This is a genomic window from Candidatus Bathyarchaeia archaeon (genome assembly GCA_035935655.1).
GTDB lineage: Archaea > Thermoproteota > Bathyarchaeia > 40CM-2-53-6 > 40CM-2-53-6 > 40CM-2-53-6.
The window spans coordinates 63,275-89,077 of sequence record DASYWW010000062.1; the positions used below are offsets into that span (position 1 = coordinate 63,275).

Sequence of the window (25,803 nt, forward strand, 5' to 3'; positions counted from 1 at the left end):
TTGACTCAATACCCACAACGTTTTACGCTTTGGACGTCAAAAGGTCTAGGTACGAGTGCGTTAGGATTTTTGTGACGCTCACTAGGTCGTTTATGCGTACGTGTTCGTCTATTCCGTGGATGTTGCTGTCGTGTCGCGTTGCGCCTATCACGGCTACGGGTATGCCTAGTTGGCTGACAACGGCCATGTCCGTCGACCCCTGACTACCAGCGGGCGATACATCCCGTCCCAGAACCTTTCTCGCCTGTTTCCTGACGACCTTGACAAGCTTGTGGTCGGGAGGTGTGACCATCGAATCAGTTCCGAGGATCTTCTTCATCGAAAATTTCGCTGGACTGTTCTTTGCGAACTCTCTGACCACCCTGCCTATTTCCCTCTCGGCTTCTTCCTTCTTCTCTTCTGGAATGTACCGTCGATCGATAAGGACCTCACACGTGTCGGGTATGATGTTGCCCTTCAACCCGCCCTTTATCATGTTCACGTAGAGGCCCGGTCGCATCTTCTTGGTCCCGTAGAACGCCTCCGCCGGTATCTTGGACCTTCTCTTCCCAATTTCTTTACCGAGAATTTTCAACCTCTCGATCAAACTGGCTGCCTCCTCTATCGCGTTGACACCAGACCAACCCCGCCCCGAATGAGCCGCCACACCTTTCACAGTAATGACGATGTTGGAATCGCCTAGACTCGCAACAACAAGAGACTCGATCCCACTATCAGTGGATATACAATAATCGAAATCCTTCGTAATCACGTGCTTGTCGACTAGATGGTTGACGCCGGAGTACTCTCCCACCTCCTCGTCTGTGGTAAAAGTCAGGGTAATAGATCCGGTAAACTTCGCCCCGGTCTCCACCAATGCCTTCAAAGAATAGACGAGACACGCGTCGGACCCCTTCATATCCGCCGCTCCCCGCCCGTAAATCTGCCCATTCCTTATCGTGGGCTCGAACGGATCATTAGTCCATCCCGTTGGGTTCGCGGGGACAACATCCACATGCCCATTGAGAAGTATCTTCGGGTCCGCACTCTCGCCCTTGAGAGTCGCGTACGTATTCGGCCGTGGACCCTTGAGCCCCACATCAGGGCTAAACCTCCGCTTGACGGTTGCTTCCGGCGTAAGGCTTACGGTAGGCGTAACGCCCAGGTCTTTGAGTTCCCTCGCAAGAACCTGCGAGATCTTCTGATAGTTCAGACCCGGGGGAACAGTAGTATCAATATTGATGAGACGGCAAGTAAGATCGATTAGATCCTTTTTGTGAGCATCAATCCAGCTATCAACCTGTCTAACAACCGGTTGAGAAGGCAAACAGCATCACGATGAAGCCTGATAACCATGTTAATTGTTCTTTCGGAAGCCGATGGTGCAATTTCGCTTCCTGGTCTATGGCCTTCGCACGGTACCTCCCGTACTGGGGACGTATTGAACTGTACCTATGACGGGATTGAACCATGATTGAAATTCAGCCGGGTTGCTGATTGTTCTCATCGCGGCGAAAGCCTGTATCTGTGCAAGTGGGAATGCTTCAGCTAGCTTGTTCGCAGCCCCTAGGGCGGTCGCACCCCGCGTGATGATATCGTCAACCAGTAAGATTTGGGTCGGAGTGTCGGGGATACGCTTCTGAACGCTCATCGATGCAATATGGTCTTTGGCCTTCGGTCTCTCCGAGGGCCTGCTCCAGGCTGCCTTAGGTACGGGTGTTTCTCTGACAAGAAGCGGGATCGATTCTTTACCTAAGCCAACTTTCACTAGCGCGGTTGAAATCCGTTCAGGAACCCACAGAGAGTCACGCTGCATCAATGAGCTGCTTGGCAAAGGAACCAAGACAGAGGCGTCTCTAAAAAATGAAGCGAATGGCAGCCGTTCTCTGAGGTCGCGGACAGTTTCCGCGATCCATTGTGACGTCAGCTTAGGCGGGTTTCCGAAATACCTTTCAGCTTTGATCATCTTCATCAGTTCCCTTGCCTCGTCCATATCTGCCGATTCTCCTCGAGGAACGTAGCTAAGAAGTGACCCGTAATCAAGAAGCGTTATGCGCACGTTTCGGAACTTGCAGGACTACCTCACTTAGACTTTTGGATGATGGTAGTACTTCCAATACCTGTTTGGAGTCGTTGAGCACGGTGGCACCGTAACTGATCATTCTCTTGGGCCAGCTCAATGAGGAGTCGTTGATGATGGCTTTCCAAATGAACAATGGTCGGCCCAGTCTCAGGGCTTCCCAACCTTGATGGAGTGACCCGCTGCTGTCTCCAGCTTCAACTATGATTGAAGCATTCGAAATGAGGGCCATGGTTCTGTTTCGAATGACGAAGTTCTTCCGCTGAATGGGGTATCCTATTGGAAACTGCGAGATTGCAAGATGGTTCTTCATTATCTCGTTTTGAAGTTGCAGATTCTTCTGAGGATAGGTACGGTTCAGGGGTGTTCCAAGGACTGCAATAGTCTTTCCACCCTGCGAGATAGCGGTTTGGTGAGCCATCGTGTCGATGCCTTCAGCAAGACCGCTGACTATCACAACTTCGTGGTCTGTGAGTGTTTTTGTAATGCGGGCTGCGGCTGCTCGACCACGTTCTGAAGCCTTCCTTGAGCCAATGATGGCTGCTCTTGGTTTCGGAAGCGGGAGCCTCATTGAGCCGGCCGTGAAGATCTTCGAAGGGGCGTATTTTCTTTCAATATCGTTCAGTGGGCCTAAGAGTTCTAGAGGTGTGACTGCGACAATCTTGTAATTTGAAGGGGTAACCATCGCGTTCGACTTAGGGTGATTAATGATTCTCCTATCCCATAAGGCAGTTTCAGTGCTCGTGAACGTTCCCGCTTGGTTACCAGACCTATTGCGGGCAGATATCACGACGCTTTTCAACTTCAATTTGGAAAGCTATCATATTTAAGGTGATGAGGAGCCGGAAACCCAGAACGATCCCTGGATTGCCTCTTGCTTAACACGGAGTTCTTTGAGCTCTCGAGCTAGAACCTGGGAGACCTTCGGACAGTTTAGACCTAGAAGAACAGTGGTATCAATACTAACCAGGCGACAGGTAAGATCTACTAGATCCTTCTTGTGAGCATCAATCCAACGGTCAACCTGTCTTAGAACGGCTTAAGACGGCAAAAGCTTCGCATTGAGCTGGGCTACGGTGTTAGTTGTTCTTTCGGTAGATGCTTCCCGATTTCTTCATCGAGCCAACGTCGCACCACCGTGTTGCCTCTCATCATGTCCATCTTCACCTTCTCGACGCCGTCAAGCTCCTGGATCCAATTGTGAATGTTTTCCGCTTCGGAAATGTTCAGGCAGAGCATTGCATATATCGAAAATCCTTTAGCGTCAGTAAACGAGAACACGATCCTATCCGTCTTGGCACGCACAAGTCTGTCGACTTCCACTTTCTTCTTCGAATCGGGGCAGAAAACTAGAAAATCAGAGGCAACGCCTGGGTACTTGTCATAGTCAAGCATCGGCAACAGATAGAAAGCCATCCCCTTCGTCAGGCCCGTTAGTCGCCTCTTCACTGTCCGGGTCGAGACCCCGACCTCTGCTGCTATTTCGGAAGGGCTTCTTCGGGGATCTTTCCTCAATGCCCTGATAATCTCCCAATCTGTCGCTTTGAGGTCCAGACTGGCCGGGGGAAAACCGCCCTTCCAAACAATCGCCTGATTGGTTTGACATATCGAATTGAATTCTCGAATTTTCCCCGCTAGATCTTGCTCGTCCTTGTGGTAGAATATTACTCGCAGACCATTGCCGTGGAAATTGATCATGATCACGACGCCCTCCAACTGTTCAATCTGAGAAATCACCGAGGTCTTCCTGTCTTCCTTGTCTACGGTCAATTGCGCTCCCGCGGACTCGAGGCCTATTACGTGGGGGTTCAGCACAACCTGCCAGCCTTTGAGGAATCCGGATTCCCGGGCCCGGTTGATTCTCCTCCTAACAGTCTCCTCGTCAACTCCAATCCTTGCAGCAATGCTGCGGTAGGACTCTCGAATGTCCCATCGAAACGAACTGGGACTAGCCAATTCTTTCATTATGCGAATGTCCAGGTCGACCGGGCGCTGCAAGTTTGCAGAACTCGGCCTATGCTCACCTTCTAAAAAGTGTCCGAAAAACGGCCCGGACTTAGGCGTTCAGCTATGAATCGCTCTGAGCCTGTACTATCCTACAAAGAGAATCAGAACGATGAACCATCTTCAACTATCTTCCAACGTTCAAGACTCTACAAAACCCTCGTCCCGGAGTCGCAAGAAGCTCTGGATAATAATCGGAGCACTTGCTGTCGTCTTGATTGTAGTCGCAAGTGTAGTCTACGTGGCAAACAGGGCCGGCGCGGCTCCTCTGCCACCAAACGGTCCCAATGTTACAGTATGGGATACGGGCTTCTGTTCCAACAGCGGAAATTGTGGCTATAGCCCCACAATCAAGAACGTAACCTCAGGAATCTCTTTGACATGGACGAACACCGGGAACCAGGCGCATACAGTCACAGAATGTATCAGCACAGATTCTAGCGTCGCGTGTCCTAGTGGTGCGGGAGCGAACAGTTCTGGATCACGTGGTTTTGACTCGAACACTCAAACTTCATCAGGGTTCGCGAAAAACCAGCAGTACCAGTATGCGATCAACTTGAGCCCAGGCGCCTACTACTATTATTGCACGCTACATGCTTGGATGCATGGAACCATAGTGGTCTCCTAGACAAACTGTCTTTTCGAAGGAAGATCCTTAAGGCGAGCGTGGAACGATGCAATTCCTCGAACTGAAAGTAATCATTATTCTTGAGTTGATGGTAGGCCTGATCGTATTTCTCGGCGGTGCGGCTCTAACCTTTCTTGCAACGGACAAGGTTCTAGGGATCATTCACGTTGTGCTGGGGCTTTTCGCTTTTCCAGTGGCGTACGGGCTCTGGAAGAGAGATAGTTGGGCGTGGATTGCTGCTCTGTTCCTGAACCTTGCCAGTATTCTCTATAGTACCTTTTCTGAAATAATCGTGGTTAATGGGACCTTACTCCCACCTGGTGCGCTCCAGGGTTCAATCGGGGGAACAATCGCAGCTGTTATAATGAGTATTACAATAATAGTACTTCTCGCCAGGGAAAGAACCCAGTTCAAAAGGCCAAGAACCTAGAGTAGAGAGCCCAGCCTCAACAGCTTCTCAAGTGTCTCTAGCAAATAGCATAGGGGAGACGTCAAGTTGGTCGTTAAGTATCGCGATTCGCTCTAGATCATCTATCTTCCAGAGGGGTCGACGCCATGGTCGAGATATCTGTCGAGAACCTAACCAAGCACTATGACAAGCTGGTGGCCCTGGACAACGTCAGTCTAAAGATAGGTTCAGGCGAGGTCTTCGGGCTTCTCGGACCCAACGGTGCAGGCAAGAGCACTCTCCTGAAGATTATGGTCGGCATTCTCAGGCCGACAAGCGGGACAATCCGACTGGACGAGTTTGACATTGTTGCGGAGCCGGAGAAGGCGAAGAAGCTAATCGGGTACTTACCCGAGAATCCCAGCCTCTACACCGGCCTGACAACCCTAGAGTTTCTCCAGTTTGTCGGAAAGATTCGCGGAGTAGGAGATGATCTTCTTGACCAGGAGATTTCTGATCCGCTCAAGAGTTTCCAGTTGGAAGACAAGCGTAACAGTCTGGTTGGTAGCTTGTCGAAAGGGATGAAGCAGAAGGTTGCACTGATCGCTACGAGTCTCCATAATCCCAAGATTCTCGTTTTGGATGAGCCGTTGACGGCGTTGGATCCGAAGACTCGGGTCTCAGTGAAGGACTGGATTGACGGTCAGACGAGCAGAGGTGTGACGACGATCTTGTCAACTCACGACTTGGATGTTGCTCAGACCCATGCGGGGAGAATAGGCATCATCGATCATGGGAAGATTGTGGCGGTGGGAGATGTTGAGAGCCTTCGAAAAATGGCGAACACATCGAGCGATGCGAGATTGGAGGACGTGTTCTTACGGTTGACTGAGGAAAAGGGGGAGGAGCCGATCAAACACTGAGCGTCCCTGGCCCACTTGGGACGATCGGTATTCTAATGCGCTATTGGGTTAAGGGTCGCTTCACAAAGTCAGCCATTCTAGGCCTCATCATCGGGGAAGCTTTCTCGGTAATTTTCATTCTCTTCGGCAGCTCCACCTATCTCTCCTTCTCCAACAGAGTTGGCCTGTCGACCGGTCTTTCCGAAGTGGCACTAAGCATTCTCCTCGCACTGTTTCTTGTCGGCTTGATTCAAAGCGGTTTCAATGGGAGCGGGTTGCCGGTGAGCTCGAGCGACGTAGACTACGTGTTCACTTCCCCTGTTCCCCCGCGTGAGGTCTTCGCGGCCAAAGTCCTGCTGAACTCCGTAACTACCGTTCTGTTCGGGTTTCCCCCGATCATCGTGCTATACCTGAGATTCGCCGGATACTACCACACTCCATGGCCTGCCGCGGTATTGGCCGGCCTCGTGACCCTAGTCTTTCTTGTGATAGGACTGTTGCTAAGTGCAGACATCACCCTCTCACTCGGGCATGGGCTGGGGGAGAGGAAGAAGCTCTGGAGGAACATCTTCATCGTGCTCGTCATCGTCGTCAGCCTGCTCTCCATCACTTTACTCATTCCCGGAATCCCAGCAGGAATAGCAGACGTCACTCGTGTCCTGCCGAACGGGCTCGCGGCGACGATAAGCGTTGGTCTCGTCAGCGGGAACGCGGGAGGGCTCACGTATCTCCTGGACCTCCTGCTATTGTTCGGCTGGTTCGGAGGGGTCCTTATTTTGGGCGTGAGAATGTCCCGTGGACACTTCTACGACCTACTCGAAGTGCGAGCGCCTACTGGCGAAAAATTTGATCACCCGAGTCAAGTCTCTCGGTTGAACCCGAGAGGAAAATCGATCTGGTCGATCGTTAGACTCAAGGAAAAGATCACTATCAGCCGGACCCGGGAGGCGAGGGCGCAGCTCATCAGCGCCATCTTTCTCTCTGGCTTCATGATCATCTACGCTCTCTCAGGTTCTTTCCAGTCATCGCCAACCTCGTTCCTATTCATTCTCTTCATAATCGGGTCCTTCGGGTCTGGGACGGCGTCCAGGTGGATAGAGAAGGAACGGCTCTGGATTCTGAAATCCTCCCCTGTAAGCATGCGGAGGTACGTGAAGGAAGTCTACCGGGCTCGAGCCTTGCCCTTGCTTCTGTATCTGGCTCCAGTAGTCATCGCCGTCGGCGTACCACTGATCCTCGGAGGCCTATCCCAACCAGCACTCTTGCTAGGCATGATCCTCGAGTTACCAGGAGCACTAGAGATCGCTAGCATCACCATGGCAGGAGGCACGTTCTTCGCATCGAAATATGGACAGAGCTCGGCTGACGACATCCTCTCGTCGCAGGCCCAGGAATTGGCAGACCTTCGAAGATTCCTCTTCCAAACAATCATCAACCTCGTAATGGTCTCTCCGATAATCTTGCTCGTCGTTGTCTCAGAGACACTCGTCGCAAAACTCGGCCCAGGCTATCTTCCAATCCTAGCACTTGGATTGTTATCGATCTCGATCATGTTCACTGGTCTTTCAATCAACTTTCTCTTGAACAAAGCCGGAGACGCCGTCACTAGGAGAGAAGACCTGTAGCTTCCTTCCAACTTCTGAGTCGTCGATAAAGCGATAAGCACCAATTCTCCCACCCATGCACTATGAACGCTCAGAGGTTACGCCAAACCCGTCCCAAACGAAATCCAAACACGGATCAAGGGATCGATTTCTCTTGGGGTGCCAAGATTCCTATGCGAGATGGCGTCCATCTCAACGCCACAGTGTACAAGCCGAAAGGAGAGGCTAAGATCCCAATCGTATTCACTCTGACACCGTACGTCGCAGATACCTATCATGAGCGTTCAGTCTTCTTCGCTCGTAACGGCTACGCCTTCGCACTAGTCGACTGTCGTGGCCGAGGAAACTCTACTGGCATCTTCGAACCTCTCGCAAACGAGGGACGGGACGGCCACGACACAGTAGAATGGCTAGCTCGCCAGCCATGGTCGAACGGCAGTGTCGCTATGTGGGGCGGCTCGTACGCGGGGTTTGACCAGTGGTCGACGCTGAAGGAGTTCCCACCTCACCTCAAAACGATAGTGCCGGCAGCATCTTGTTATCCGGGCGTTGATTTCCCTATCATTGGAAACACATCGTATTCCTACTTGATGCAGTGGCTGACCCTGACGAGTGGTAAGCCGGCGAACAATGCCATCTTCGGAGATAATGCTTTCTGGAATGAGAAATTCAGGGAACACTACCTAGCGAATCGGCCGTTCCGAGAACTTGACAAGACCATCGGCAACACCTCTACGGTCTTTCAAGAAATGCTGAAACATCCTGTGCCCGATGCTTACTGGGACGCCATGGTCCCAAGTCCCGAACAGTACGAGAGGATCAAGGTGCCTATCCTGACGATCACTGGCCACTACGATGGGGACCAGCGGGGAGCCTTGGAGTTTTACGACCGGCACATGCATTACGGGTCCTCTCGGTCCAAGGATCGTCATTACCTGATTATTGGTCCTTGGGATCATCCTGGGACTAGAACTCCGAAGCGGGAGGTTGGCGGCATCACGTTTGGTGAACCAAGCGTCGTCGACCTGAACCAGTTGCACAAAGAATGGTACGACTGGACGATGAAGAACGGCAAGAAGCCCGCGTTCCTCAAGAAACGAGTCGCCTACTACGTGACGGGAACAGAACAGTGGAAGTACGCAGACAGCCTCGAAGAAATCGCTAGAAGGAAAGAAACACTGTACTTATCGACAGCATCGAAACCCCTTGGCGCCTTCTCCGCAGGAATAATACAACCACAAAAACCGGGCAAGTTACCCCCTGACGAATACGTCTACGACCCGCTCGACATTAGCCAGGCGGATCTGGAAAAGGACGAGGTCAAGAATTTCATCACCGACCAGCGGTACTCGATTAACCTGTCCGGTGACGGCCTCGTCTATCACAGCAAGCCGCTCAAGGAAGAAACAGAGGTCAGCGGCTTCATTCGGCTATTAGCCTGGATATCCATGGACGTTCCGGACACCGACTTCTGGGTCCGCCTCTACGAGATCAAACACGACGGGACAAGTATCTTCCTCACAGAAGACTGGATGAGAGCCCGCTACCGAGAGTCAACGACCACAGCCAAGCTCATCAAGCCAGACAAGATAGAACGCTACGAATTCAACAAGTTCTACTTCTTCTCCAGAACCATCGCAAAGAGAAGCATTTTACGTCTGGTGATAAGGCCCCCGAACTCGATCTACTGGCAGAAAAACTACAACAGTGGCAAAGACGTGTCGGCGGAGTCTGCGACCGATGCTCGAACCGCGCACGTGAAAATCTTCCACGACCAAGAACACACCAGCTTTCTCGAAGTCCCGACAGTGAAACCGATCAAATTCGCGTAGCTACAACGAAAATAGACTCTCAGGCGAACACCGTTTTCACGCTTGAACAATCGAAGAATCGGCCGAGATCAGATGCCTCTTCCCTCGCTCTTTCCGTTACCTGGGTCGAGAGCCTCGAAAATGGCGTGATCTTCAATTCTAGATCATTTTTCTTATGAACATGGGACCAGACCCCTTGGGCTCGGCCGTCAACTAGCAAGACAGGAGAGACCCATCCCTGGTTCCGATAGATCTTCTTGCGGTTCTTCTCATCAACGATGTTCAGATGAGACTTGTGGCCTAGGAGGAACGAGTCGAAGTAGGGAACGAGTCGTACAACCGGCTCCTCAATCCTCATTTTCTCCAGTTCAGGAAGATCAGATTCAAGAATACTAGCCTTCGTCCCCTCAATATCGACCTCGACCATATTCTCAGATTCCCTTGACCAGATGTCCTTCGCGTCCTTCATGTAGAGGCCCTCCCATATCGCAAAGTCGTTGATTGTCGCAGGCCCGTGTGCTTTCAGGTACTTTACAAGTAGCTCTCGTTCGGCCCTTTCCTGTGGGACATCTTTCCAGTTCTTGATCCATTTGTCAGCACGCACATAGCTGGCTTCAGTTCCCTGGTTGGGTCCCGAGCATATGACATCCCGTGCGCGTATTATGTGAAGCAGGAAACCCATGGACAACGATATGTTCCCCACCTTGACGTGAGGCACCTTCCTCTTGTCTCCCCAGCCTCCAGCAGCCTTCGACTTTGTCTTGTATCCATGCGATTGAGTCAGCATCTGTGCAAGATCCGTTCGGGTACGAGGCTCCTCCAAGATCTCGGCAACGCGATCCAGAAGCTTGTCAACATCTTCCTTTGATCCCGAGTGTCGGATCGCCCAGTTGAGATTGTACGCCGCCCTCCGAACACTTCCCCTTACAAACACCGACAACTCGTCTGAGGGAACAAGAAACATGGTCCCCCTCATACCCCACGCTCTCACAAGCGAATGGTCCTTCCATAACGCAGAATCCACATCCCGGAGTCTCGCCCCTTTTACTCGGGGCCAGATAGACATCTGACCCGCCAAGAGAACCTGCGCCTGCGCTCCCGCAATATCGCCGGGTACAGAGGATAATTTCGCAAGAGATGTTCGCTTGGACAAATGGTGCCTGGAAAGTCTGAACGCGGCTACCTGTTTCCAAGAAACCCTAACTGACCTATTCCCAGACACACCGCTCACTTTCACTGGCAAGCCTATGCTTGTCCAAGATTGATATCAAAGAAGTTTCGCCAACGAAGGAGCGGTAAAAATGGCGCTTTTTGTCGTGATTAACGAGCAGGGACCAGGATGGGACCCGAAACGCGTGATGCGGGAACAAAAAGGCTGGACCGACCACGCCAAGTTCATGGATGCACTCGAGACAGAACATTTCGTCGTGTTAGGCGGTCCCCTGAAGTATTCTAAACATCGGGCCATGCTAATCGTCAATGCATCTAGCGAACAAGAACTTCGCAAGAAACTCGCGGACGATCCCTGGATGAGCACTGGCATCCTTCGGACCCTCGAGATCTATCCCTGGGAGATACTCCTCGGGAAACTCTCGTAAGCAGAATCATTGAACGAGGTAATGTGCTCTAAATATGAGATAGAGCAAATGGACACACTATGAACGCGAGAATTTCACTCGACAAGGAGAAGTCGTCCTTCACGACGAAGCTCGTTCGGCCCGAGGGAGTAGGCACATGGACCTTTGCGCCAATCCCCGCCGATATCTCCGGTCAAGCCGGGTTGAAAGCCAGGATGCGAGTCAGTGGCACCATAGATGGAGTCCCGGTCAAATCGTCCCTGGTGGCTGGAAGCGGAGAACTCTTCATTGTGATTGCGAAGGAATTGAGAGACAAGATCGGTAAACAGGCGGGAGATGTTGTCAAAATGACTTTTGGACTCGACACGTCGAATAGCGCGGTCAAGGTCCCTACTGATCTAAAGAAAGCACTATCGACTAACGAGAAGGCAAAGAACTCGTTCGAGAAAATGGCCCCCTCGCACAGGAAGGCCTACGTCCAATGGATTACTCAAGCAAAAACAACGGAAACCAGGGCAAACCGGATAGGGAAAGCGATTCAACAGATATCAGTCGGCAAGAAACTGAAATGATGTTGACGAACTCATCAGTTACTAGGATTTTCCTGCGCGCGTCCCTTTTTTAGATCCAGTGGTCGAGGTGAGGAGGCCTCTCAACAATTTCCTCAATTCCTTCTGCAGTTCCAACCACTCCAGGAACTGTTTGTCAGTCAGGGAGATCATTGAGGCCACGCCTGAAAGTTCTTGTTTGCCGATAAAGTCGACATCGTCCAACTTTGAGACTTTATCCTCGATGTCTTGTTTGTGGCCAAAGCTCTCAATTTTTCCTTGAGTCTTGATAATCTGTGCTACAGTGTCTTCTTCGACTTGGACTTTGATTCCTAGCTTGTCGAGTGACATCAGGGTATCTCTCAAACGTTGCTCGGCTTGAGCCTGGTTTTTGCCGCTTGTTCCCCAGGAAAGCGAGAAGACTTCTGCAGTTGCTCGGTAGTATGTTTCGATGAAATTGTCAACTCTCTCCTCTCGAGTAACTTCAACCATCTCCGCAGGCAACAATTTCTTGATGTGATGGTAGATGGCCTGAGGCGTCATCCTGAGTTCCTCGGCAATCTGGCTGATTGTGAGCTCCCGTGCCCTCAGCAAGTATATGATCCGTCGCCGCGTGTCGTCCCCTAAGAGTTCCATGGCAGCCGGATCAGTGATCATCTTGACAGGTTTCATTCTCGGTTACACGACCGTTTGTTTGGGAGTTGAAATCCCTATTCCTACAACGTGAAGAGATAGCGTTATTAGTAAGCCATTGCTTACTCGCTAAAGCGAGGATTTGAACGCTAAAATGACCATGACACAACAAATCTCTAAACCACAACCAGTAAAACAGGTCGCCAAACGCGTCGTCAACGAATGCCTACAAGTCCAACCGGACGAGCAAGTAACCATATTCTCGTGGGACCACACGCTCGACTACGCCAACGCGCTAGCATCAGAAGTCGAACATGCTGCAGGAATATCTACCACCATTCTCCAAGGCAACGACTCCTACTGGGCATACCTGAAAGAAGTTCCTGTGGCTCAATACACTCGTCAACAGAAAGGACTCCTCTCGCTTCTGGACCACACAGACGCCACGATCCAGCTCGGCGACCCAAAGATCCATCAATCTACCCGACAATACCAGACGAAAGAGTTAGCAAGTGGATAGAGGGACTGAAGCCCATAGGCGACAAGTTCCTCGAACGAAAAATCCGCGTCCTAAACCTACCAATCGGATTAGTGACTCCTGAACGCGCAAAAACGTACGGTTTTGACTATGAAAACTGGCAACGCGTAACAACGAACAGTCTCGATGTTGATCACGCAAAGATATCGGCCCTAGCCTCGAAGATCGAGTCAAGACTACGAAACGCGACGAACGTCAGAGTAACCGCGTCAAACGGCACCGATCTGCAGCTCAAACTGAAGAACCGGCCAGTACACGTCCATGATGGCATCATAGACACGACTGATCTTGACAAAGGAACAATGTTCGAAACACTACCTGGTGGAGCTGTCGAAGTGGCCCCCGACGAGACAAGCGCTCAGGGAACAGTACTCTTCGACAATCCCACTGCATTGGCGGGAAAGATGCTCTCAGGACTCAGGTTGGAATTTGAGAATGGACATGTGACGAAGTACACTGCGCAATCCAATCTTGACGTCTTCAAGGGACAATACGAGAAAATGTCCGGCGACAAAGACCGCATAGCCAACATCGTCATCGGTCTTAACCCGAGAGCCGAACTGATAGGCTTCTTCACCGACCGCATCGTCCAAGGCACCGTTAGCATCGGGATAGGCGGCAACAAAGGCATCGGCGGAACAAACGACACACAATTCGGCCACGAAGAGACCCTCAGAAAACCAACTCTAGAAGTAGACGGCTACTCGCTGGTCAATAACGGCAAGATCCAGCCCTAGACCTCTAATCTCAGAGGCATAAATCCCCCAATCTTCTTTTTTTCTCTCAGTCTAACCGGATGCCATGATTGCGTCGACCACGATTGCCATCGCGTCCGTCCCATTACAATCCACCTGCACGTAGTTCTGTTGCTCAGTAGTTATTGCATAATCGACCTCGAATCTACCGTTCTGGTTTGTTATATTGGTGAATCCTGGTATTGAGCCACTTGGATAATGAGGTCCGCATGGGCCAGCGTCGTTTATCGGAATGCTGGCTATTACGAAATCATGTGTAGTGGTCTGTATCGAGGCAGAACAGGCGCCGTGGGCGAAGTTTGCTGTACAGTCACCACAGTCAGGACCTGGACAGGAAACTGTGGCGGGAACGGAGGGGTCTTGATCAAAAACAGTCGAAGTGTCCGCACCCGAGACGGCGAGAACCTGCATTCCCCAGACTCTGTAGCAGCACTGATCTGTAACCACCGTAATATTGTCTGACTCCAACCTTGCATTAGCTACTGCATAGTATTCCCAAATCATTTGTCCTCCACTAGATGTCCGGGACGCATAAGATAGGCGCTCGGAAAACGTTAGACCACTACTATCACTAACTGAAGAGATTGTAGTGTTACAACATGTTTCAACGATAAGGAGAACCACATCGTTATTCTCAGCCGTGGACAGTAGCTGGGATTGTTGGCAGAACTGTCTATGACAATCGTTGACTCCCAAGCCGTCCAGCCGCAACTGTGAGTCTGCTCTGACAGGATTCGTCCCAACACCCACCATGACAACCGAGGAGATCAGGAGGGGAAGGAGGGAGGAGTAAATCCACTTTCGTGAAGCCACGAGAACAAGACTCCCGGTTGATAGCTAGTAAGGCCACCGTAATACTTCAATGGGCCGTTTACAAGTGACCACAATTGAGGAATCGCAAGACAATCGGACGTTTATCCCGCAACTTTATGTTTCGATAACAAGATCAGTCTTCCTAGCTTTGTCGGCCGTCTCATATCGGAAGGCGCGAGTGGAAGACTTCCCAGGAATGCTCAGTCTCATCAGAACCTCTTTTGACGGTGTCTTGCGAGAGCACGGATTCTTCGACGCGTCACCCTTCGCCTCCTCGAAAATGCCCGCGATTCCTCAGCAAGGCTTTCCCTGGTTCGAAATGGGCCTGAAAGAGGATAGCGAGGGATTCTGGGTCGCAGAAGTCGAAGGGAAAATGGCCGGACTGACATTGAGCTGGGTCCGAGGATCGCTTTGGTATCTAGCCCATCTGTTCGTATCTCCTGAGCACCAGGGCCTCAACATCGGACAGAACCTCATGGAGAAAGCGATGAAACACCACAAGAACTCCGCCATCACGAATAGAGCGTTGGTGACCTTCGCCTACAACCCTGTGTCCATTTCCCTTTACGCGCGTCACGGAATCTATCCCCGCGAACCGCTCTACTGGATGGAGGGTCCAAGCCAGAATGTGAAGACCAATGCTTCGAGTACGAAATTGCGAAGCGAGAAAGTCGTCGACTTTGAGAAAAGCAGACGCATTCTTTCGAAAATAGATGAGCTCAGTCTCGGTTATCCTCGAGAGAAGAACCACGAGTTTCTGCAGAGCCTTCCAACTGTTCAATGCCACCTATTTTCAATTGGGAACGAACCCATCGGATACGCGTACGTCTGGAAGAATGGAAGGGTAGGTCCATTAGCGTCCGTCATGCATGAAATATTTCGCGATGTCTTGAAGTCAGCTTTCAAGCTCGCCGCAGCCGAAGGAGCAGCGACCGTGGGTATCGCAGCGACAGGCTCGAATGAACAATTGATGCAGGTCGCTTTGGAACAGAAGATGAGAATCCTGGACAACTATCTCTTCATGTCGTCTAAACCCTTCTCTAACTTTTCCAACTACGTGTTGTACCCAACAGGCGCGATGCTCTAGGATCGAAGCGTCTCAGCTTGAAATGAGAGCGTCCCGAAATTCTGCTTCTACTTGAGCGAGCTGTTCCAGCGAGTCTGCTACCCTCGCCCATTTCTTCAGAACGGCGAAGGTTTGCGAAGCACCGAAAAGCTCAGCCTGCTTCTCCTTCATCCGCGCTAGTTCTGGATTCTTAGAGCCGAAGAAGTTGGCGAAGTCTAGCGCTCTCCTGGCTCCCAGTTTGAGCGAGAAGAACACCATAAAGCCCCGCTCAGCTGGTGAGACCTTGTCCTGTTTCACATGTTTCGCAAGTGTCATGATGGCATTCGAGTCTATGGTCCAGTTTTGCTTCGCCGCCAGGCTCTCAGCCTCTGAGTATACTTCTTTGAAGGATCTGAGGGTCGAGTCGTAAAGTTCATTCTGGCTCGGGCGATGGATCCGTCGCGGATAAGTCCAGTAGCGATAGTGTCCCCGATGGTAAGGTATACTGTCCGCTCGCCAGGCCAGCTCCAACTGCCGAAACGGAAGAAGAACACTTGGGAAGCCCTCTGGGTCATGAATCATAACGCCGTCTTTCTCAAATCGGTAGGCCAGAACGAAATGGTCGGCGCCCATCATTCTCTTGTGCAACGGGTTATGAGTAAGGAATCCCATGTCTAGCGGTCCAAGAACAGCCGCTGAGGTGGCAAGGTCGGATCTCAATTGTTCAGTGGGAGGTTGGCCTGGGTCGCTGGTCATCTTCTCCTCGAAGCCAAAGCCTAGCAGGTGAAGAGCGCGGGTTATTCCTAGATCTGGCGGGTTGGATATGCTGCTGAAGAATAGAAGTTTCTCTTTGGGCAGCCAGAACGCTCCAAGGCCGACCCCTGTGTAGGCTTCCATTTCGCGGGGGGAAACTTGTTCTCCGATCGTCGAGAGCAGCATGGAGGCTGTGTTAGAGTAGCAGTATGGGCCATTCCCGTAGAACGGGATCAGTTTCGTTTCTGCTTTCAACATCATACCCGCCTATAACCGGTCTGTTCGTATTATGTTTGATGAGTTCAAGTTATAGCGGTAGAAACGAGGCTGGCCGGTCGACCTTGGACGATCTTCTCAACAACCTGATCGGTCGCTGGTCCCTAACTGGAAAGATGGGTGACACAGCTCTCTACCAAGAGGTCAACGCAAAGTGGGTGCTTCGGGAATTGTTCGTGGAGATGCGCTGCTCCCCCCTTAGAGTCGGCGAGAAAGGAAACCCCGACTATGAGGCTCTCTATCTGATGGGGTATGACAAGAAGACCGGTGAATACATTCTGCATCTTTTCGATACGTTCGGTGTGACCTCGAAACCCGTTCCAGGAATCGGCGTGCGCAAGGACAACTCCATTCGCTTCAAGTTCGACTACACAGTTGGGCCGTGGTTTAACACATTCACCTGGGATCCTGACAGGAGATCTTGGAAGAACATCATCACATACGAACAGAAAGATGGACCCAAGGGAACGTTTGCAGAAAAAGAACTGATTGCTATCAGATGAGCCATACGGATGAGATTGGTGCTGTTAACAGTCCGAGCATCCAGACCTTAGCGGTTCGAAGACTGTTTCGCCGCAGTGTTCGCAGACAAGAATTTTTCCGATGAACTCGTTGTCAGAACGATATCTTGTTTCATGAACTGTTGATGCGCTACACGTCTGACAGAACAGTTGAGGTTCGAGACCGCGATCCATGAAGACAGGTTATCATTGCCCACGAGAATAAACGAGAGAGTGCAGCAAATCTAATGTCCGTTTGCTCCATGCGAATTCATCGGCAGACCGGTAATAATTAGCTGTTAAGCCTGTTCTGATTTTCTATCGCCCTTGTAATATTCCTCCTTCATCTCTGAACTTTTGAGCGCCCGGAGCCATGAAGACGTAGACTCCCAATCTCCTGTAGTTCTTCCGTATCCAGCGGTTTATCGACTCGAACCAGTTTCTGAATTCCGCAGGCTTCTTTGCAAGATCCTGCCTCTGGTTGTCGATGTAGTTCATGTCGGCCTGAATTCCTCCCGGCAGCATGACTCGTGACACCATCCAAGAGCGCCAATACTCGATGACAGGCGACTGAAACCCGTCAACTACATAGTAGCCCTTCTCAGGGACCTGTTCAGTAACAAGTGGCATCCCAGCCTCAGCATACTGCAACCAAAATCTCCGGGTCGACTCGTCCTGCGACGCCTCGGGAAAACTGTCTACAGGCGAAAAATCGGACCTAGGCGAGGTAGCGGGCAGAATCAGCAGGTTACCAAGGGACCGAAGATACTCCAGGAAGCGATCTTCGTCTTCTCTAGACATGTAGAGAACCAGCAGCTTAGGCAAAGTCTAGATCGCTCGGTGTGATCCAAGCCCTTCGAAGCCGGCCGATACATGGCTTACTGCCGTTCTTGAAGCCGCCTCGTCGGATCCGCCCCGGAAAAGGAGGGGAGCGAAATCGCCAAGAATCAGCCCTGAACTCGGATCTTGAAAATGCCCCGATTCTCGCCTTCGAATCATTCGAGAATAGTGGCTGATTTCCCCTATCTTTCCCCCGTCATCCAAGCCCGATCGTGCCTTGAATCAACTGTCTCCCCGAGAAATCTTGCCAGATGGAAATTTTCTCCAAAAAGAGGGGTAGGGGGTCTTAGCGATCGGGTCTCACGACGCAAGTCCGGTAGTCCGACTGGAATCGGCGCTTGTGAATCCGCGTTTCAGTCTTGAAATGAGTCTCTCCATGTCAACCTTGTACAGGACTATCCCCAACACGACGAACACCATGGAGAATAGAATGGAGGCTTCGATACGCGACAGTCCGGTCAGACCAGTGGCCGTGTACAATCTTCCAAGCCCGACATACTCAAGGCCGATTTCGAGGAAACTCTTCAGAACCTTCGCGACGAAGGTGATGATGAAAATCCCGGTGAGCTTTGAACTGCTTGCCCCTGCCCCCAAGTACACGTAATCGTCGAGTGGGAGACCTGGGATCAGCGCGGTTACAAAAACCACCGCCCGACCTGTCTTCCGTTCGAGCATTCTTCCAAGGAACATCACACTCTTGTTACGTCCCAATCGCCCGCTGAACCCCTTTCCACCAGCATAAAGTACCAGTTTTCCCAGGGAAGCTCCAGCTGCGGTGGCTAGAACGATCAGTGCAAAATTTCCAACTGAGAACCCGGCGGCAAGAAGTGCAGTGGTAGCAATCAGAGTGTAAGACGCTCCAAAGAAAGGAGTCGCGTTTGACCCCAGAGACACTAGGAAAAGAATGAGGATCGAAAGTAAGCCTAGAGCCAATTCTTCACAACTAGAACTTTCGGCTTGATCCCTCTAAGGATTTGCGGATCGTGGCTCTTCTTTCTTGTCAAATTTGACTCTTCTCAAGCGGTTGGGACCCCACCAAGCCCTCTGACCCAGAACAGACATGATCGCTCGGACAAGATAGGTGCGAACAACCATCGCGTCCAGAACCACAGCCAGAGCGATCGCGAAACCGAACCCTTCCAGCAAACGATTAGATGACAACAAGAGCGATCCAAGAGCACCGGCAAGAATCAGCGCCAGAGCGGTAATTATTCCCCCAGTTCGATCAACCGCGTCAACCACCGCCTGACGAGTTTCCTTGCCCTTCTGCGCCTCCTCCCTAATTCGCGTTAGAATGAAGATGTTGTAATCCATCCCGATACCGTAAAGCAATAGAAACAGCACAAGAGGGATGATGAACAAGACCCCTGACTGCAGTACATTGTTGAAAAAGAGAAGAGTAGCCGCGTAAGCCCAGGTGATACTCAATCCAATCGAGAGAATCCCAGTTACCGCAAGAGGATACGACCCAAGCACCACCAGCAAAACAACGAAAATCGCCGCGACCGTTAGAACTCTCATTGTATTGAACTGGTTGACCGTCTCGCCTGCAAAGTCTAGAGTAGAAGCGGAAGCACCCCCGACCAATATCATGTCCTGCGCTAGTGAAGCGTCGGATCGCTGAAGGCTCGTGACAACGCTTCGGATCCGGCTAACCGAGTCGAGAGACTTCGGAGTGAAGGGCTCGTCAAAAAATAGAACCGTTACCAACGCGGTTCGATTATCTTTTCCGATATTCCCTAGGACCGCAGATCTCGTTAGTGGGTCCAGAGCTCTGATATTGGTCGCGTTCACGGGGACACCACTGGGACGAGTGGGTCCAATAACCTCCTTCACATTCGACAAGGCGGTAATATTCTGACTCAGTTTTTCCAGGCTAGCTTGTGCACTAGCCGTGAGGTTCCCATTTGTAAGAATCGATGTGGGAAACTGCACGAGCACTTGTGTGGGGCCTATCTGGCCAGCACCGAAACTTTTCTCCAAGACTGCAAGACCATCAACACTCTCAGCATGAGTGAGTCCCGCCGTAAAGTCGTACGAGGTCGCACCTGTTAGTGATATGTATATAGCAGGGACCGAGACCAGCAAAGTCAACACCAGAACTAATGCCGGTCGTCTAACGCTGAAACTTGCCGCCCGCCGGAAATATCCCGGCCGCTCAGCTCTCTTCTTCCTCGCCTTGATCGCGTAGCTCTCGAATCTCTTCCCTGACCTCGGCCAGAATATTCTGTCACCTGCAAGAAGGATGAAGGATGGTATCAGTGTTAGGCTCACGAGCAGAGCGATTAGGACGCCGAAGCCGAGGCCGACACCAATCGATCGAAGCAGTGTGAAGCTGCTTATCGTCATTGCTCCGAACGCTATGATGACAGTAGTCGCACTGGTGGCGATGCTCTCTCCGGACCAGGTTACAGAAGTGTGGACTGCATCAGTCTTGGCGTGACCCTCGACGCGTTCTTCCCGGTAGCGCGCCATCAAGAAGATGGAGTAATCAGTTCCTACTCCGAGCATTATTGTGAACAAGAACGTTGTGGTCGTGTCCTGAATGGGAATGATGTACTTGCCGATGAGATACAATCCTCCTTCAGTGATCATTAGTGCCATTCCGACGATGGTCAGAGGCACGAGGGGAGTAGCTATTGCAAAGAAGAACAGTCCCGCCAGAATCAGTATTGCGCCTATAGTGACGGGTTCGATAAGGCTCAGATCCCTTTGGCTTCCAAGGGAAGAATCAGCGGTGGTAGCCAGATCTCCAGTGACGTAGGTCCGCGAAGGGCCGCCGTCGCTGGTCTTCAGCTGAGAGATAATATCCCGCATAGTCACTACATTCTTCAAGATCGGGTCAGTGTCGGCAGAGCCGAACGAGCCAGGGGATTTCGAGAAGCTCACTAGAACAATTATGACCTTGTTGTCCGGGCTGATGAAATTCTGGCGAATCGTCTGTGGGACAGGTACTGGATAGTTGGCGAGAGTGTGGTTCAATAAGATCTGATTAGCGGTTGACTGTGCGGCTGCGAAACTGTAGCCTTGTTGCAGGTAGTAACCAGTTAGGTACGCTCTTTCTATGCTGTAGATCGAGGTGACGTTCTCGACGCTGTTCAGAGTTCCCGGCACTAAAAGCCTCGTCTCTAGATCCAGGGTGAATCGCTTTGTCGCGTTGTTAGTAACATCGTTTCCTTCGAGCAGAATTATGGCGCTGGTGTTGGCTTGTGGATGGGGGAACTCTTGAGCCATTAGGCTCTGGGCCCTTGCAGACTCGGAGTTGCCTGATTGGCCGCCACTAGTGCTTGAGGTGACAACCGAGTTGAGTTGTTGAGATAAGGGGAGACTTACAGCAAAGAGCAGAATCCAAAAGACGATTATCAGCTTGTATCTTCTACCCACGAACGAGCCGATTCTCGCGAAAACCGGAACGCGAGATCCTTGAGTTGCTTGGGACGAATCGGGCCTGTTCATTCAATACATGCACTCATGGCCGTCGAGAGATGGCGATGCTGGCTTTCTAGGCTATTTACGCGTGATCATCAAAATTGTTTCAGATATTTGGCGCAAGATTCGGAGTCAAACTACTTAGGTCTAAGTTTGAATCCAGTATGATCGTAGTCTTGACAGAAAAAACCCGTCTAGTCGTGGCCATTCCAGCTCGCTCGACAAAGGTCCAGACGGAGCGTCAGAACTGGGCGGTTTACGGCGGACTCATCCTCACGATGTTTCTCTGGGGACTCGCATGGCCTGTTGGAAGACTCCTCGCAACAAGCCTCCCACCCGTTTCTATCGCCGCGATTAGATATGCAATCGTCGTCCCAGTACTATTTGCTATCCTCTGGTTTAGAGAGCACTCTTTCAGAATCGAGAAGTCATGGATTCCAACTCTCGTCGTAATGGGAATTCTCAACACAACACTCTATCAGATCTTCTTTCTCTACGGCGTCAAGTACGCAGCTGCCAGCGACGATTCTCTCGTCATCGGGATAGGGCCCGTGCTGATCGCAGTCATGGCCAGCTTCATTCTCAAAGAACGACTCACATGGATCAAGATTCTCGGCTTCGCTTCGGGGCTCGCGGGCATCCTCACAATCTCTATACTCTCTCCTAACACCCAAGTGATCAATAGACCGCTAGGCGTGACCCTTGTATTCGGTGGCGCAACAGTGTATGCACTCTACACTGTCTTACTGAGAAGATTCTTCTCAAAGAACCGTGCAGACAATCTCGGGCCTCAACAATCATCGCTTTCTATCCTATCGTGGATCAGTCTGTTCGGCTGGTTCTTCCTAATTCCCTTCTCGCTGCTTGAAGCACCTGGGACTTACGCTTGGGACGCTGGGTCATGGCTCGGAATTGTCTACCTCGCTATTCTCTCGACCATAGTCGGATACTTCCTATACATCGAAGGCGTGTCGAAGATCGGAGCTGGGAGATCAGGAATCTTCGGCAACCTCGTACCAGTCTTCGGTGTGCTAACCTCCTTTCTCTTCTTCGCTGAAAACCTGAGCCCTTGGACCGCGGTCAGCTTCCTACTCATTTTGGCTGGAGTGCTCCTGGTCAACCGGCGAGTGAAGACCTCCGGTTCCTGAGCCCATTTCTAATACCCCTGACCTCAAGGGAGCACTAGGAGCCCTGCCCCCGAATGGGTCTCGACCCTTCAATATCGTCGCGGAAGGTGGAGAAGCGGCTCTGGATTGCTCTCATCGTATCATTGGTGATCGCCATTGTAGAGTTCACCGGAGGCTTTCTAGGCCAGAGTCTCGCCTTGATCAGTGACTCCGGTCATGTACTAACTGATGTTCTAGCCGTGGGAGTGGGAATTCTAACTCTTCGACTAGGTCGGAAGCGTCATACCGCGAGACGGACGTTTGGGTATCACAGAGCCGAGATATTCGCCGCGTTGATCAACGGCTCGACCCTGATAGCTATCGCCGTTATAATAATCTACGAAGCCTTCCTCAGACTCCAGCAGCCCCCAGCCGTCCAAGGCCCACTAGTTCTGGTAATCGCATCAATCGGCCTCCTAGGGAACCTCAGTATTGCCGGGTTGCTGTCCCGCTCTGAAGGGACCAACCTCAATGTTCGAGGAGTGTTCCTGCATACTCTCGGAGATGCCCTATCATCCGTAGCCGTGGTCGTAAGCAGCCTCATCGTCATACTCACCGGCTACCAGGGAATAGACCCGCTAGCAGCAGCCATAATCGGAGTTCTCATCATGCTCAGTGCCTACCGCCTTGTAAGAGACTCGACAAACATCCTGTTGGAAGCCACTCCTAGACAGATGAATCTAGAAACTATCGCCAAGACGATTAGCAGTGTTGATGGGGTAAAGGGAGTTCACGACCTTCATGTCTGGACGATCACTTCCGGCCTCTACGCGCTAAGCGGACACATCACTGTAGACGCAGACATGATCAGCGATGGGTCAAAGATATTGGGGAAGGTAGCATCTCGGTTGAAGGAGTCGTTTGGAATAGAACACGTTACCCTTCAAGTCGAGAAAGAGACACTTGAGAATATTCAGGGACACGAAACGTCTTCGATTTGATTCCACGCACGTCAGCGTCTAGCGACGACCAGAGCCATCGGCCCTTGGGACAGCGAGCGCGTTCAACTCATCAAATGTTATCGCGCTCTCGGTCAGGTTCTCGTAGGTTCCTTTCTCGACCACCTCCCTGGCAGCCCGTTTGAGTAGGCCCATCGCTGCGTAAGATGGGCTGGGACCGAAGCTCACACGTGCGACGCCGAGCCTCTGTAGCTCACTGATTTCCGGCAGACCCTTTCTCACCATGACGTTAACCGGAAAATCCAGGGCCAAGACGAAGGCCGCGATTGAAGCTTGGTCTACGAGACCCATGGGGTAGACGCAGTCAGCTCCTGCGTCTCGGTAGGCTGTGGCTCGACGAACCGTCTCCTTGAATTTCGCTCCCTCGTCGCCCTCAGCGAATCTCAGTGCGTCGGTCCGAGCATTGATCACGAGAGGAATCCCTGTGGTCTCGCCGAGTTTTCTGATCGCCTTGACGTTTTCTACCTGTCTCTCAATCGGATAGAGTTTCTTCGTGGCATGGGCAAAGTCTTCGATGTTTATTCCGACAGCTCCGTTCTTCAGAATCGCCTTAACCGTCACGAGAACTTCTCTCGTCGTCCTTCCAAAGCCAGCGACAATGTCAGCGGAGAGTGGAACAGACAAGACCTTGGAAATTCTCCCAACCGCTGAGACAAACTCTTCCCTACCAATCACTTCACCGTCAGGATAACCTAGGGAGACTAACATCCCCGCGCTGGAAGTCGCGACAGCAGGGAACCCGGCATCTTCAAACACTCGTGCGCTTGGAACGTCCCATCCGTTCGGAAGGATCAGTATCTGTTTTCCTTGGTGGAGTTCACGGAAGTCTTCTGCTTTCCTTTTCTGAGTCTTCGCTGTGAATTTGGGCAAGACTGTCATGCCGTGTTGGCTTGTCGGTTTTGTAAGCTTATCTAGGTTCCTTCAAGGATCGCTCTCAGAAAATTCCGAAAATGGATTGAAGCGGGGATTCACGCGGTTCTAATCATTTCTCTGGGAACAATTCTGACTGCTTCTGGGTGAGGGTTCTCTGGGAACAGTTCGGGATGGATTATGTGAGCTAGGATCTCAAGTCCGGCCACCACTCTCGGGCCTGACCTGCTGAAATATGCGGACGCGTTGACCGCATAGATTCTCGAAGATTCGAACGCTGGAATCTTCTCCCATGATAGGTACGATCCAAGTACATGGGCTTCTTCCATGACTTGGTTAGCATCGAACCCGCATGGAGAGAGCACGATAATCTCAGGCTGGTACTCGACAATCTTTTCCCATCCTATTCTGTGGGAAGGTTCGCCGAGACGGCCAAGTCCGTCGATTCCTCCAGCGTAGTCGATCATCTGAGGAATCCAGTGTCCACCAGTCCAAGGAGGTTGGAGCCATTCCATGAAGAAGACCCGCGGCCGATTTCGCACCGTGCGCGTTTTCTCCTTAACTGTGTTTATTCTCTGCAGCATTTGTGAGGCCAATTTTCCGGCCTCTCCTATCTTCCCAGTCATCCTGCCAACCAGCAGGATGTTGTCGACGATCTCTTCCAGATTAGTAGGCTCCAGCGAGACGATCTTCGTGTCCGCATCCAAGACTCGGGCCGCTTCCTTGACCTTCGTGTAGGAAATGGCGCAAACGTGGCAGAGTTCCTGCGTCAGAATGAGATCCGGCTTCAATTTCTGGAGAAGCTCCTCGTTAATCTCGTAAATGTCGCCTCCACGTTTTTCGACTTCCCGGTCAACCTCAAGACTACGATGGATCTTCTGATGAATCGCAGACTTCGTCAAGATACGTCGCTTAGACGCTTCAGGAGGATAATCACACTCGTGGGACACAGCGACAACTTGGTCCCCGAGCCCTAAGGCAAATGCGATCTCCGTGGCACTGGGGAGTAGCGAACAGATTCTCATTGCATGCCTTGCTCTTGTTTGTTTAGCGAAAGGATATTTAACCGGCGGGTAACTTTGCCCGCTTCATCAGATAATGACCGTCACGACAGTCACCACGAACGGCGCATCTGTGTTCGACAGACCCTCGACTAAGGTTTTGGTCGTAGCGGTCTTCACGTCTCTTTCGCTCGCAACAGACTATGCAATGAGTGGTTTTCAAAACATCAAGATGATGGACACTCTTGTTTTCCTCTCAGCGTTTCTTTTTGGCTTTCGCCCGGGAATAGGGGTTGCATTATTGACTCGCTTTGTCTTCGGGTTGGTCAATCCCATTGGTCCGGCTGATCCCATTACTCTCTTGTTTATCATGACTGGAGAGTGTTTTTTTGCAATCGCTGGAGCCATGCTGCGAAGAACCGTCGCAGTTTCAAGTTTTCCGAGAGGAAGTCGGGACTATGGGCGGTTAAGTCTCGTATTGTCTTCGGTTGGGCTATTGGCGACCTTTGCTTTCGATATTCTCACAAATTTTGGGAGTTGGCTGTTCGAAACGAACTCTCTGTATCAAGCTCTTCTTATTGGAAACATTGTTGGAGCGCCTTTTTCAATCGCACACGAGGCTAGCAACGTTGTTTTCTTCGCAACGATTGCCCCTGCTGTAGTCGTTGCAGCGACACGACTAGGCCTTCGAACGCCGCAATGAT

Annotated in this window: 27 protein-coding genes; 14 read left to right on the plus strand and 13 right to left on the minus strand. The window is 51.4% G+C overall.

Annotation, left to right across the window (positions count from 1 at the left end):
- Window positions 1-22: 22 nt before the first annotated feature.
- From VGS11_12110 to VGS11_12125, 4 genes are all read right to left on the minus strand, one after another.
- The gene (locus tag VGS11_12110; protein ID HEV2120830.1) at window positions 23-1,306 is read right to left on the minus strand and encodes an ArgE/DapE family deacylase; all 1,284 of its coding nucleotides are present in this window, start codon (window positions 1,304-1,306) and stop codon (window positions 23-25) included.
- Between the two features lie 75 nt (window positions 1,307-1,381).
- Window positions 1,382-1,972, minus strand: a complete 591-nt coding sequence (locus VGS11_12115) for a hypothetical protein (protein HEV2120831.1) — start codon at window positions 1,970-1,972, stop codon at window positions 1,382-1,384.
- A gap of 46 nt (window positions 1,973-2,018) precedes the next feature.
- Window positions 2,019-2,744, minus strand: a complete 726-nt coding sequence (locus VGS11_12120) for a DNA-processing protein DprA (GenBank protein ID HEV2120832.1) — start codon at window positions 2,742-2,744, stop codon at window positions 2,019-2,021.
- Between the two features lie 386 nt (window positions 2,745-3,130).
- Window positions 3,131-4,057 (minus strand): AsnC family transcriptional regulator, encoded by a 927-nt coding sequence (locus VGS11_12125; GenBank protein ID HEV2120833.1) that lies wholly within the window; start codon window positions 4,055-4,057, stop codon window positions 3,131-3,133.
- Window positions 4,058-4,175: 118 nt separating this feature from the next.
- Between VGS11_12125 and VGS11_12130 the strand changes: the two genes are divergently transcribed.
- The 5 genes from VGS11_12130 (at window position 4,176) to VGS11_12150 (ending at window position 9,417) form a co-directional block, all read left to right on the plus strand.
- A complete protein-coding gene (locus VGS11_12130; protein ID HEV2120834.1) occupies window positions 4,176-4,691 on the plus strand; it encodes a plastocyanin/azurin family copper-binding protein in 516 nt (171 codons plus the stop codon).
- 46 nt (window positions 4,692-4,737) lie between these two features.
- Window positions 4,738-5,121: a hypothetical protein gene (locus VGS11_12135; GenBank protein ID HEV2120835.1), complete on the plus strand. Its 384-nt coding sequence runs from the start codon at window positions 4,738-4,740 to the stop codon at window positions 5,119-5,121.
- Window positions 5,122-5,246: 125 nt separating this feature from the next.
- Complete coding sequence (locus tag VGS11_12140; protein HEV2120836.1) at window positions 5,247-6,002, plus strand: ABC transporter ATP-binding protein; 756 nt, start codon at window positions 5,247-5,249, stop codon at window positions 6,000-6,002.
- A 35-nt stretch (window positions 6,003-6,037) separates the two neighbouring features.
- Window positions 6,038-7,606, plus strand: a complete 1,569-nt coding sequence (locus tag VGS11_12145) for a putative ABC exporter domain-containing protein (GenBank protein HEV2120837.1) — start codon at window positions 6,038-6,040, stop codon at window positions 7,604-7,606.
- 152 nt (window positions 7,607-7,758) lie between these two features.
- The gene (locus VGS11_12150) at window positions 7,759-9,417 is read left to right on the plus strand and encodes a CocE/NonD family hydrolase (GenBank protein ID HEV2120838.1); all 1,659 of its coding nucleotides are present in this window, start codon (window positions 7,759-7,761) and stop codon (window positions 9,415-9,417) included.
- Between the two features lie 19 nt (window positions 9,418-9,436).
- Here VGS11_12150 and VGS11_12155 read toward each other — a convergent pair whose 3' ends face one another.
- Window positions 9,437-10,633, minus strand: a complete 1,197-nt coding sequence (locus VGS11_12155; GenBank protein ID HEV2120839.1) for a crosslink repair DNA glycosylase YcaQ family protein — start codon at window positions 10,631-10,633, stop codon at window positions 9,437-9,439.
- 64 nt (window positions 10,634-10,697) lie between these two features.
- Between VGS11_12155 and VGS11_12160 the strand changes: the two genes are divergently transcribed.
- The gene (locus tag VGS11_12160; protein ID HEV2120840.1) at window positions 10,698-10,994 is read left to right on the plus strand and encodes a YciI family protein; all 297 of its coding nucleotides are present in this window, start codon (window positions 10,698-10,700) and stop codon (window positions 10,992-10,994) included.
- A 59-nt stretch (window positions 10,995-11,053) separates the two neighbouring features.
- Window positions 11,054-11,545, plus strand: a complete 492-nt coding sequence (locus VGS11_12165; GenBank protein HEV2120841.1) for a YdeI/OmpD-associated family protein — start codon at window positions 11,054-11,056, stop codon at window positions 11,543-11,545.
- Between the two features lie 21 nt (window positions 11,546-11,566).
- On the opposite strand, the gene VGS11_12170 is transcribed toward VGS11_12165, so the two are convergent.
- Window positions 11,567-12,193, minus strand: coding sequence for a winged helix-turn-helix domain-containing protein (locus tag VGS11_12170; protein ID HEV2120842.1), 627 nt, complete (start codon window positions 12,191-12,193; stop codon window positions 11,567-11,569).
- 121 nt (window positions 12,194-12,314) lie between these two features.
- Here VGS11_12170 and VGS11_12175 point away from each other — a divergent pair, with 121 nt between their 5' ends.
- Entirely contained in the window at window positions 12,315-12,674 is a 360-nt protein-coding gene (locus VGS11_12175) for a hypothetical protein (protein ID HEV2120843.1), read from the plus strand.
- 71 nt (window positions 12,675-12,745) lie between these two features.
- On the plus strand, window positions 12,746-13,429 hold the full coding sequence (locus VGS11_12180; GenBank protein ID HEV2120844.1) for an aminopeptidase: 684 nt from the start codon (window positions 12,746-12,748) through the stop codon (window positions 13,427-13,429).
- 51 nt (window positions 13,430-13,480) lie between these two features.
- Here the strand turns inward: VGS11_12180 and VGS11_12185 are convergent, their stop codons facing one another.
- Window positions 13,481-14,260: a hypothetical protein gene (locus VGS11_12185; GenBank protein HEV2120845.1), complete on the minus strand. Its 780-nt coding sequence runs from the start codon at window positions 14,258-14,260 to the stop codon at window positions 13,481-13,483.
- A 148-nt stretch (window positions 14,261-14,408) separates the two neighbouring features.
- On the opposite strand from VGS11_12185, the gene VGS11_12190 reads away from it, so the two are divergent.
- A complete protein-coding gene (locus VGS11_12190) occupies window positions 14,409-15,347 on the plus strand; it encodes a GNAT family N-acetyltransferase (protein HEV2120846.1) in 939 nt (312 codons plus the stop codon).
- A gap of 12 nt (window positions 15,348-15,359) precedes the next feature.
- On the opposite strand, the gene VGS11_12195 is transcribed toward VGS11_12190, so the two are convergent.
- Window positions 15,360-16,313 (minus strand): hypothetical protein, encoded by a 954-nt coding sequence (locus tag VGS11_12195; GenBank protein HEV2120847.1) that lies wholly within the window; start codon window positions 16,311-16,313, stop codon window positions 15,360-15,362.
- A 41-nt stretch (window positions 16,314-16,354) separates the two neighbouring features.
- Here VGS11_12195 and VGS11_12200 point away from each other — a divergent pair, with 41 nt between their 5' ends.
- Window positions 16,355-16,837, plus strand: coding sequence for a hypothetical protein (locus VGS11_12200; GenBank protein HEV2120848.1), 483 nt, complete (start codon window positions 16,355-16,357; stop codon window positions 16,835-16,837).
- Window positions 16,838-17,152: 315 nt separating this feature from the next.
- Here the strand turns inward: VGS11_12200 and VGS11_12205 are convergent, their stop codons facing one another.
- The 3 genes from VGS11_12205 to VGS11_12215 all read right to left on the minus strand — a co-directional run bounded on the left by VGS11_12205 (window position 17,153) and on the right by VGS11_12215 (window position 21,130).
- Window positions 17,153-17,659 carry a hypothetical protein gene (locus VGS11_12205; protein HEV2120849.1) on the minus strand — a complete coding sequence of 169 codons (507 nt, stop codon included), beginning with the start codon at window positions 17,657-17,659 and terminating at the stop codon, window positions 17,153-17,155.
- 315 nt (window positions 17,660-17,974) lie between these two features.
- Window positions 17,975-18,607: a hypothetical protein gene (locus VGS11_12210; protein ID HEV2120850.1), complete on the minus strand. Its 633-nt coding sequence runs from the start codon at window positions 18,605-18,607 to the stop codon at window positions 17,975-17,977.
- Between the two features lie 33 nt (window positions 18,608-18,640).
- The gene (locus VGS11_12215; protein ID HEV2120851.1) at window positions 18,641-21,130 is read right to left on the minus strand and encodes an MMPL family transporter; all 2,490 of its coding nucleotides are present in this window, start codon (window positions 21,128-21,130) and stop codon (window positions 18,641-18,643) included.
- Between the two features lie 74 nt (window positions 21,131-21,204).
- Here VGS11_12215 and VGS11_12220 point away from each other — a divergent pair, with 74 nt between their 5' ends.
- Window positions 21,205-22,251 carry a DMT family transporter gene (locus tag VGS11_12220; GenBank protein HEV2120852.1) on the plus strand — a complete coding sequence of 349 codons (1,047 nt, stop codon included), beginning with the start codon at window positions 21,205-21,207 and terminating at the stop codon, window positions 22,249-22,251.
- A 53-nt stretch (window positions 22,252-22,304) separates the two neighbouring features.
- Window positions 22,305-23,210: a cation diffusion facilitator family transporter gene (locus VGS11_12225; GenBank protein ID HEV2120853.1), complete on the plus strand. Its 906-nt coding sequence runs from the start codon at window positions 22,305-22,307 to the stop codon at window positions 23,208-23,210.
- 18 nt (window positions 23,211-23,228) lie between these two features.
- Here VGS11_12225 and VGS11_12230 read toward each other — a convergent pair whose 3' ends face one another.
- Together VGS11_12230 and VGS11_12235 are read right to left on the minus strand one after the other, a co-directional pair.
- On the minus strand, window positions 23,229-24,107 hold the full coding sequence (locus VGS11_12230) for an isocitrate lyase/phosphoenolpyruvate mutase family protein (protein ID HEV2120854.1): 879 nt from the start codon (window positions 24,105-24,107) through the stop codon (window positions 23,229-23,231).
- A gap of 89 nt (window positions 24,108-24,196) precedes the next feature.
- A complete protein-coding gene (locus VGS11_12235) occupies window positions 24,197-25,123 on the minus strand; it encodes a cobalamin-binding protein (GenBank protein ID HEV2120855.1) in 927 nt (308 codons plus the stop codon).
- 73 nt (window positions 25,124-25,196) lie between these two features.
- Here VGS11_12235 and VGS11_12240 point away from each other — a divergent pair, with 73 nt between their 5' ends.
- Window positions 25,197-25,802 carry a hypothetical protein gene (locus tag VGS11_12240; protein ID HEV2120856.1) on the plus strand — a complete coding sequence of 202 codons (606 nt, stop codon included), beginning with the start codon at window positions 25,197-25,199 and terminating at the stop codon, window positions 25,800-25,802.
- The last annotated feature ends 1 nt before the right edge of the window (window position 25,803 follow it).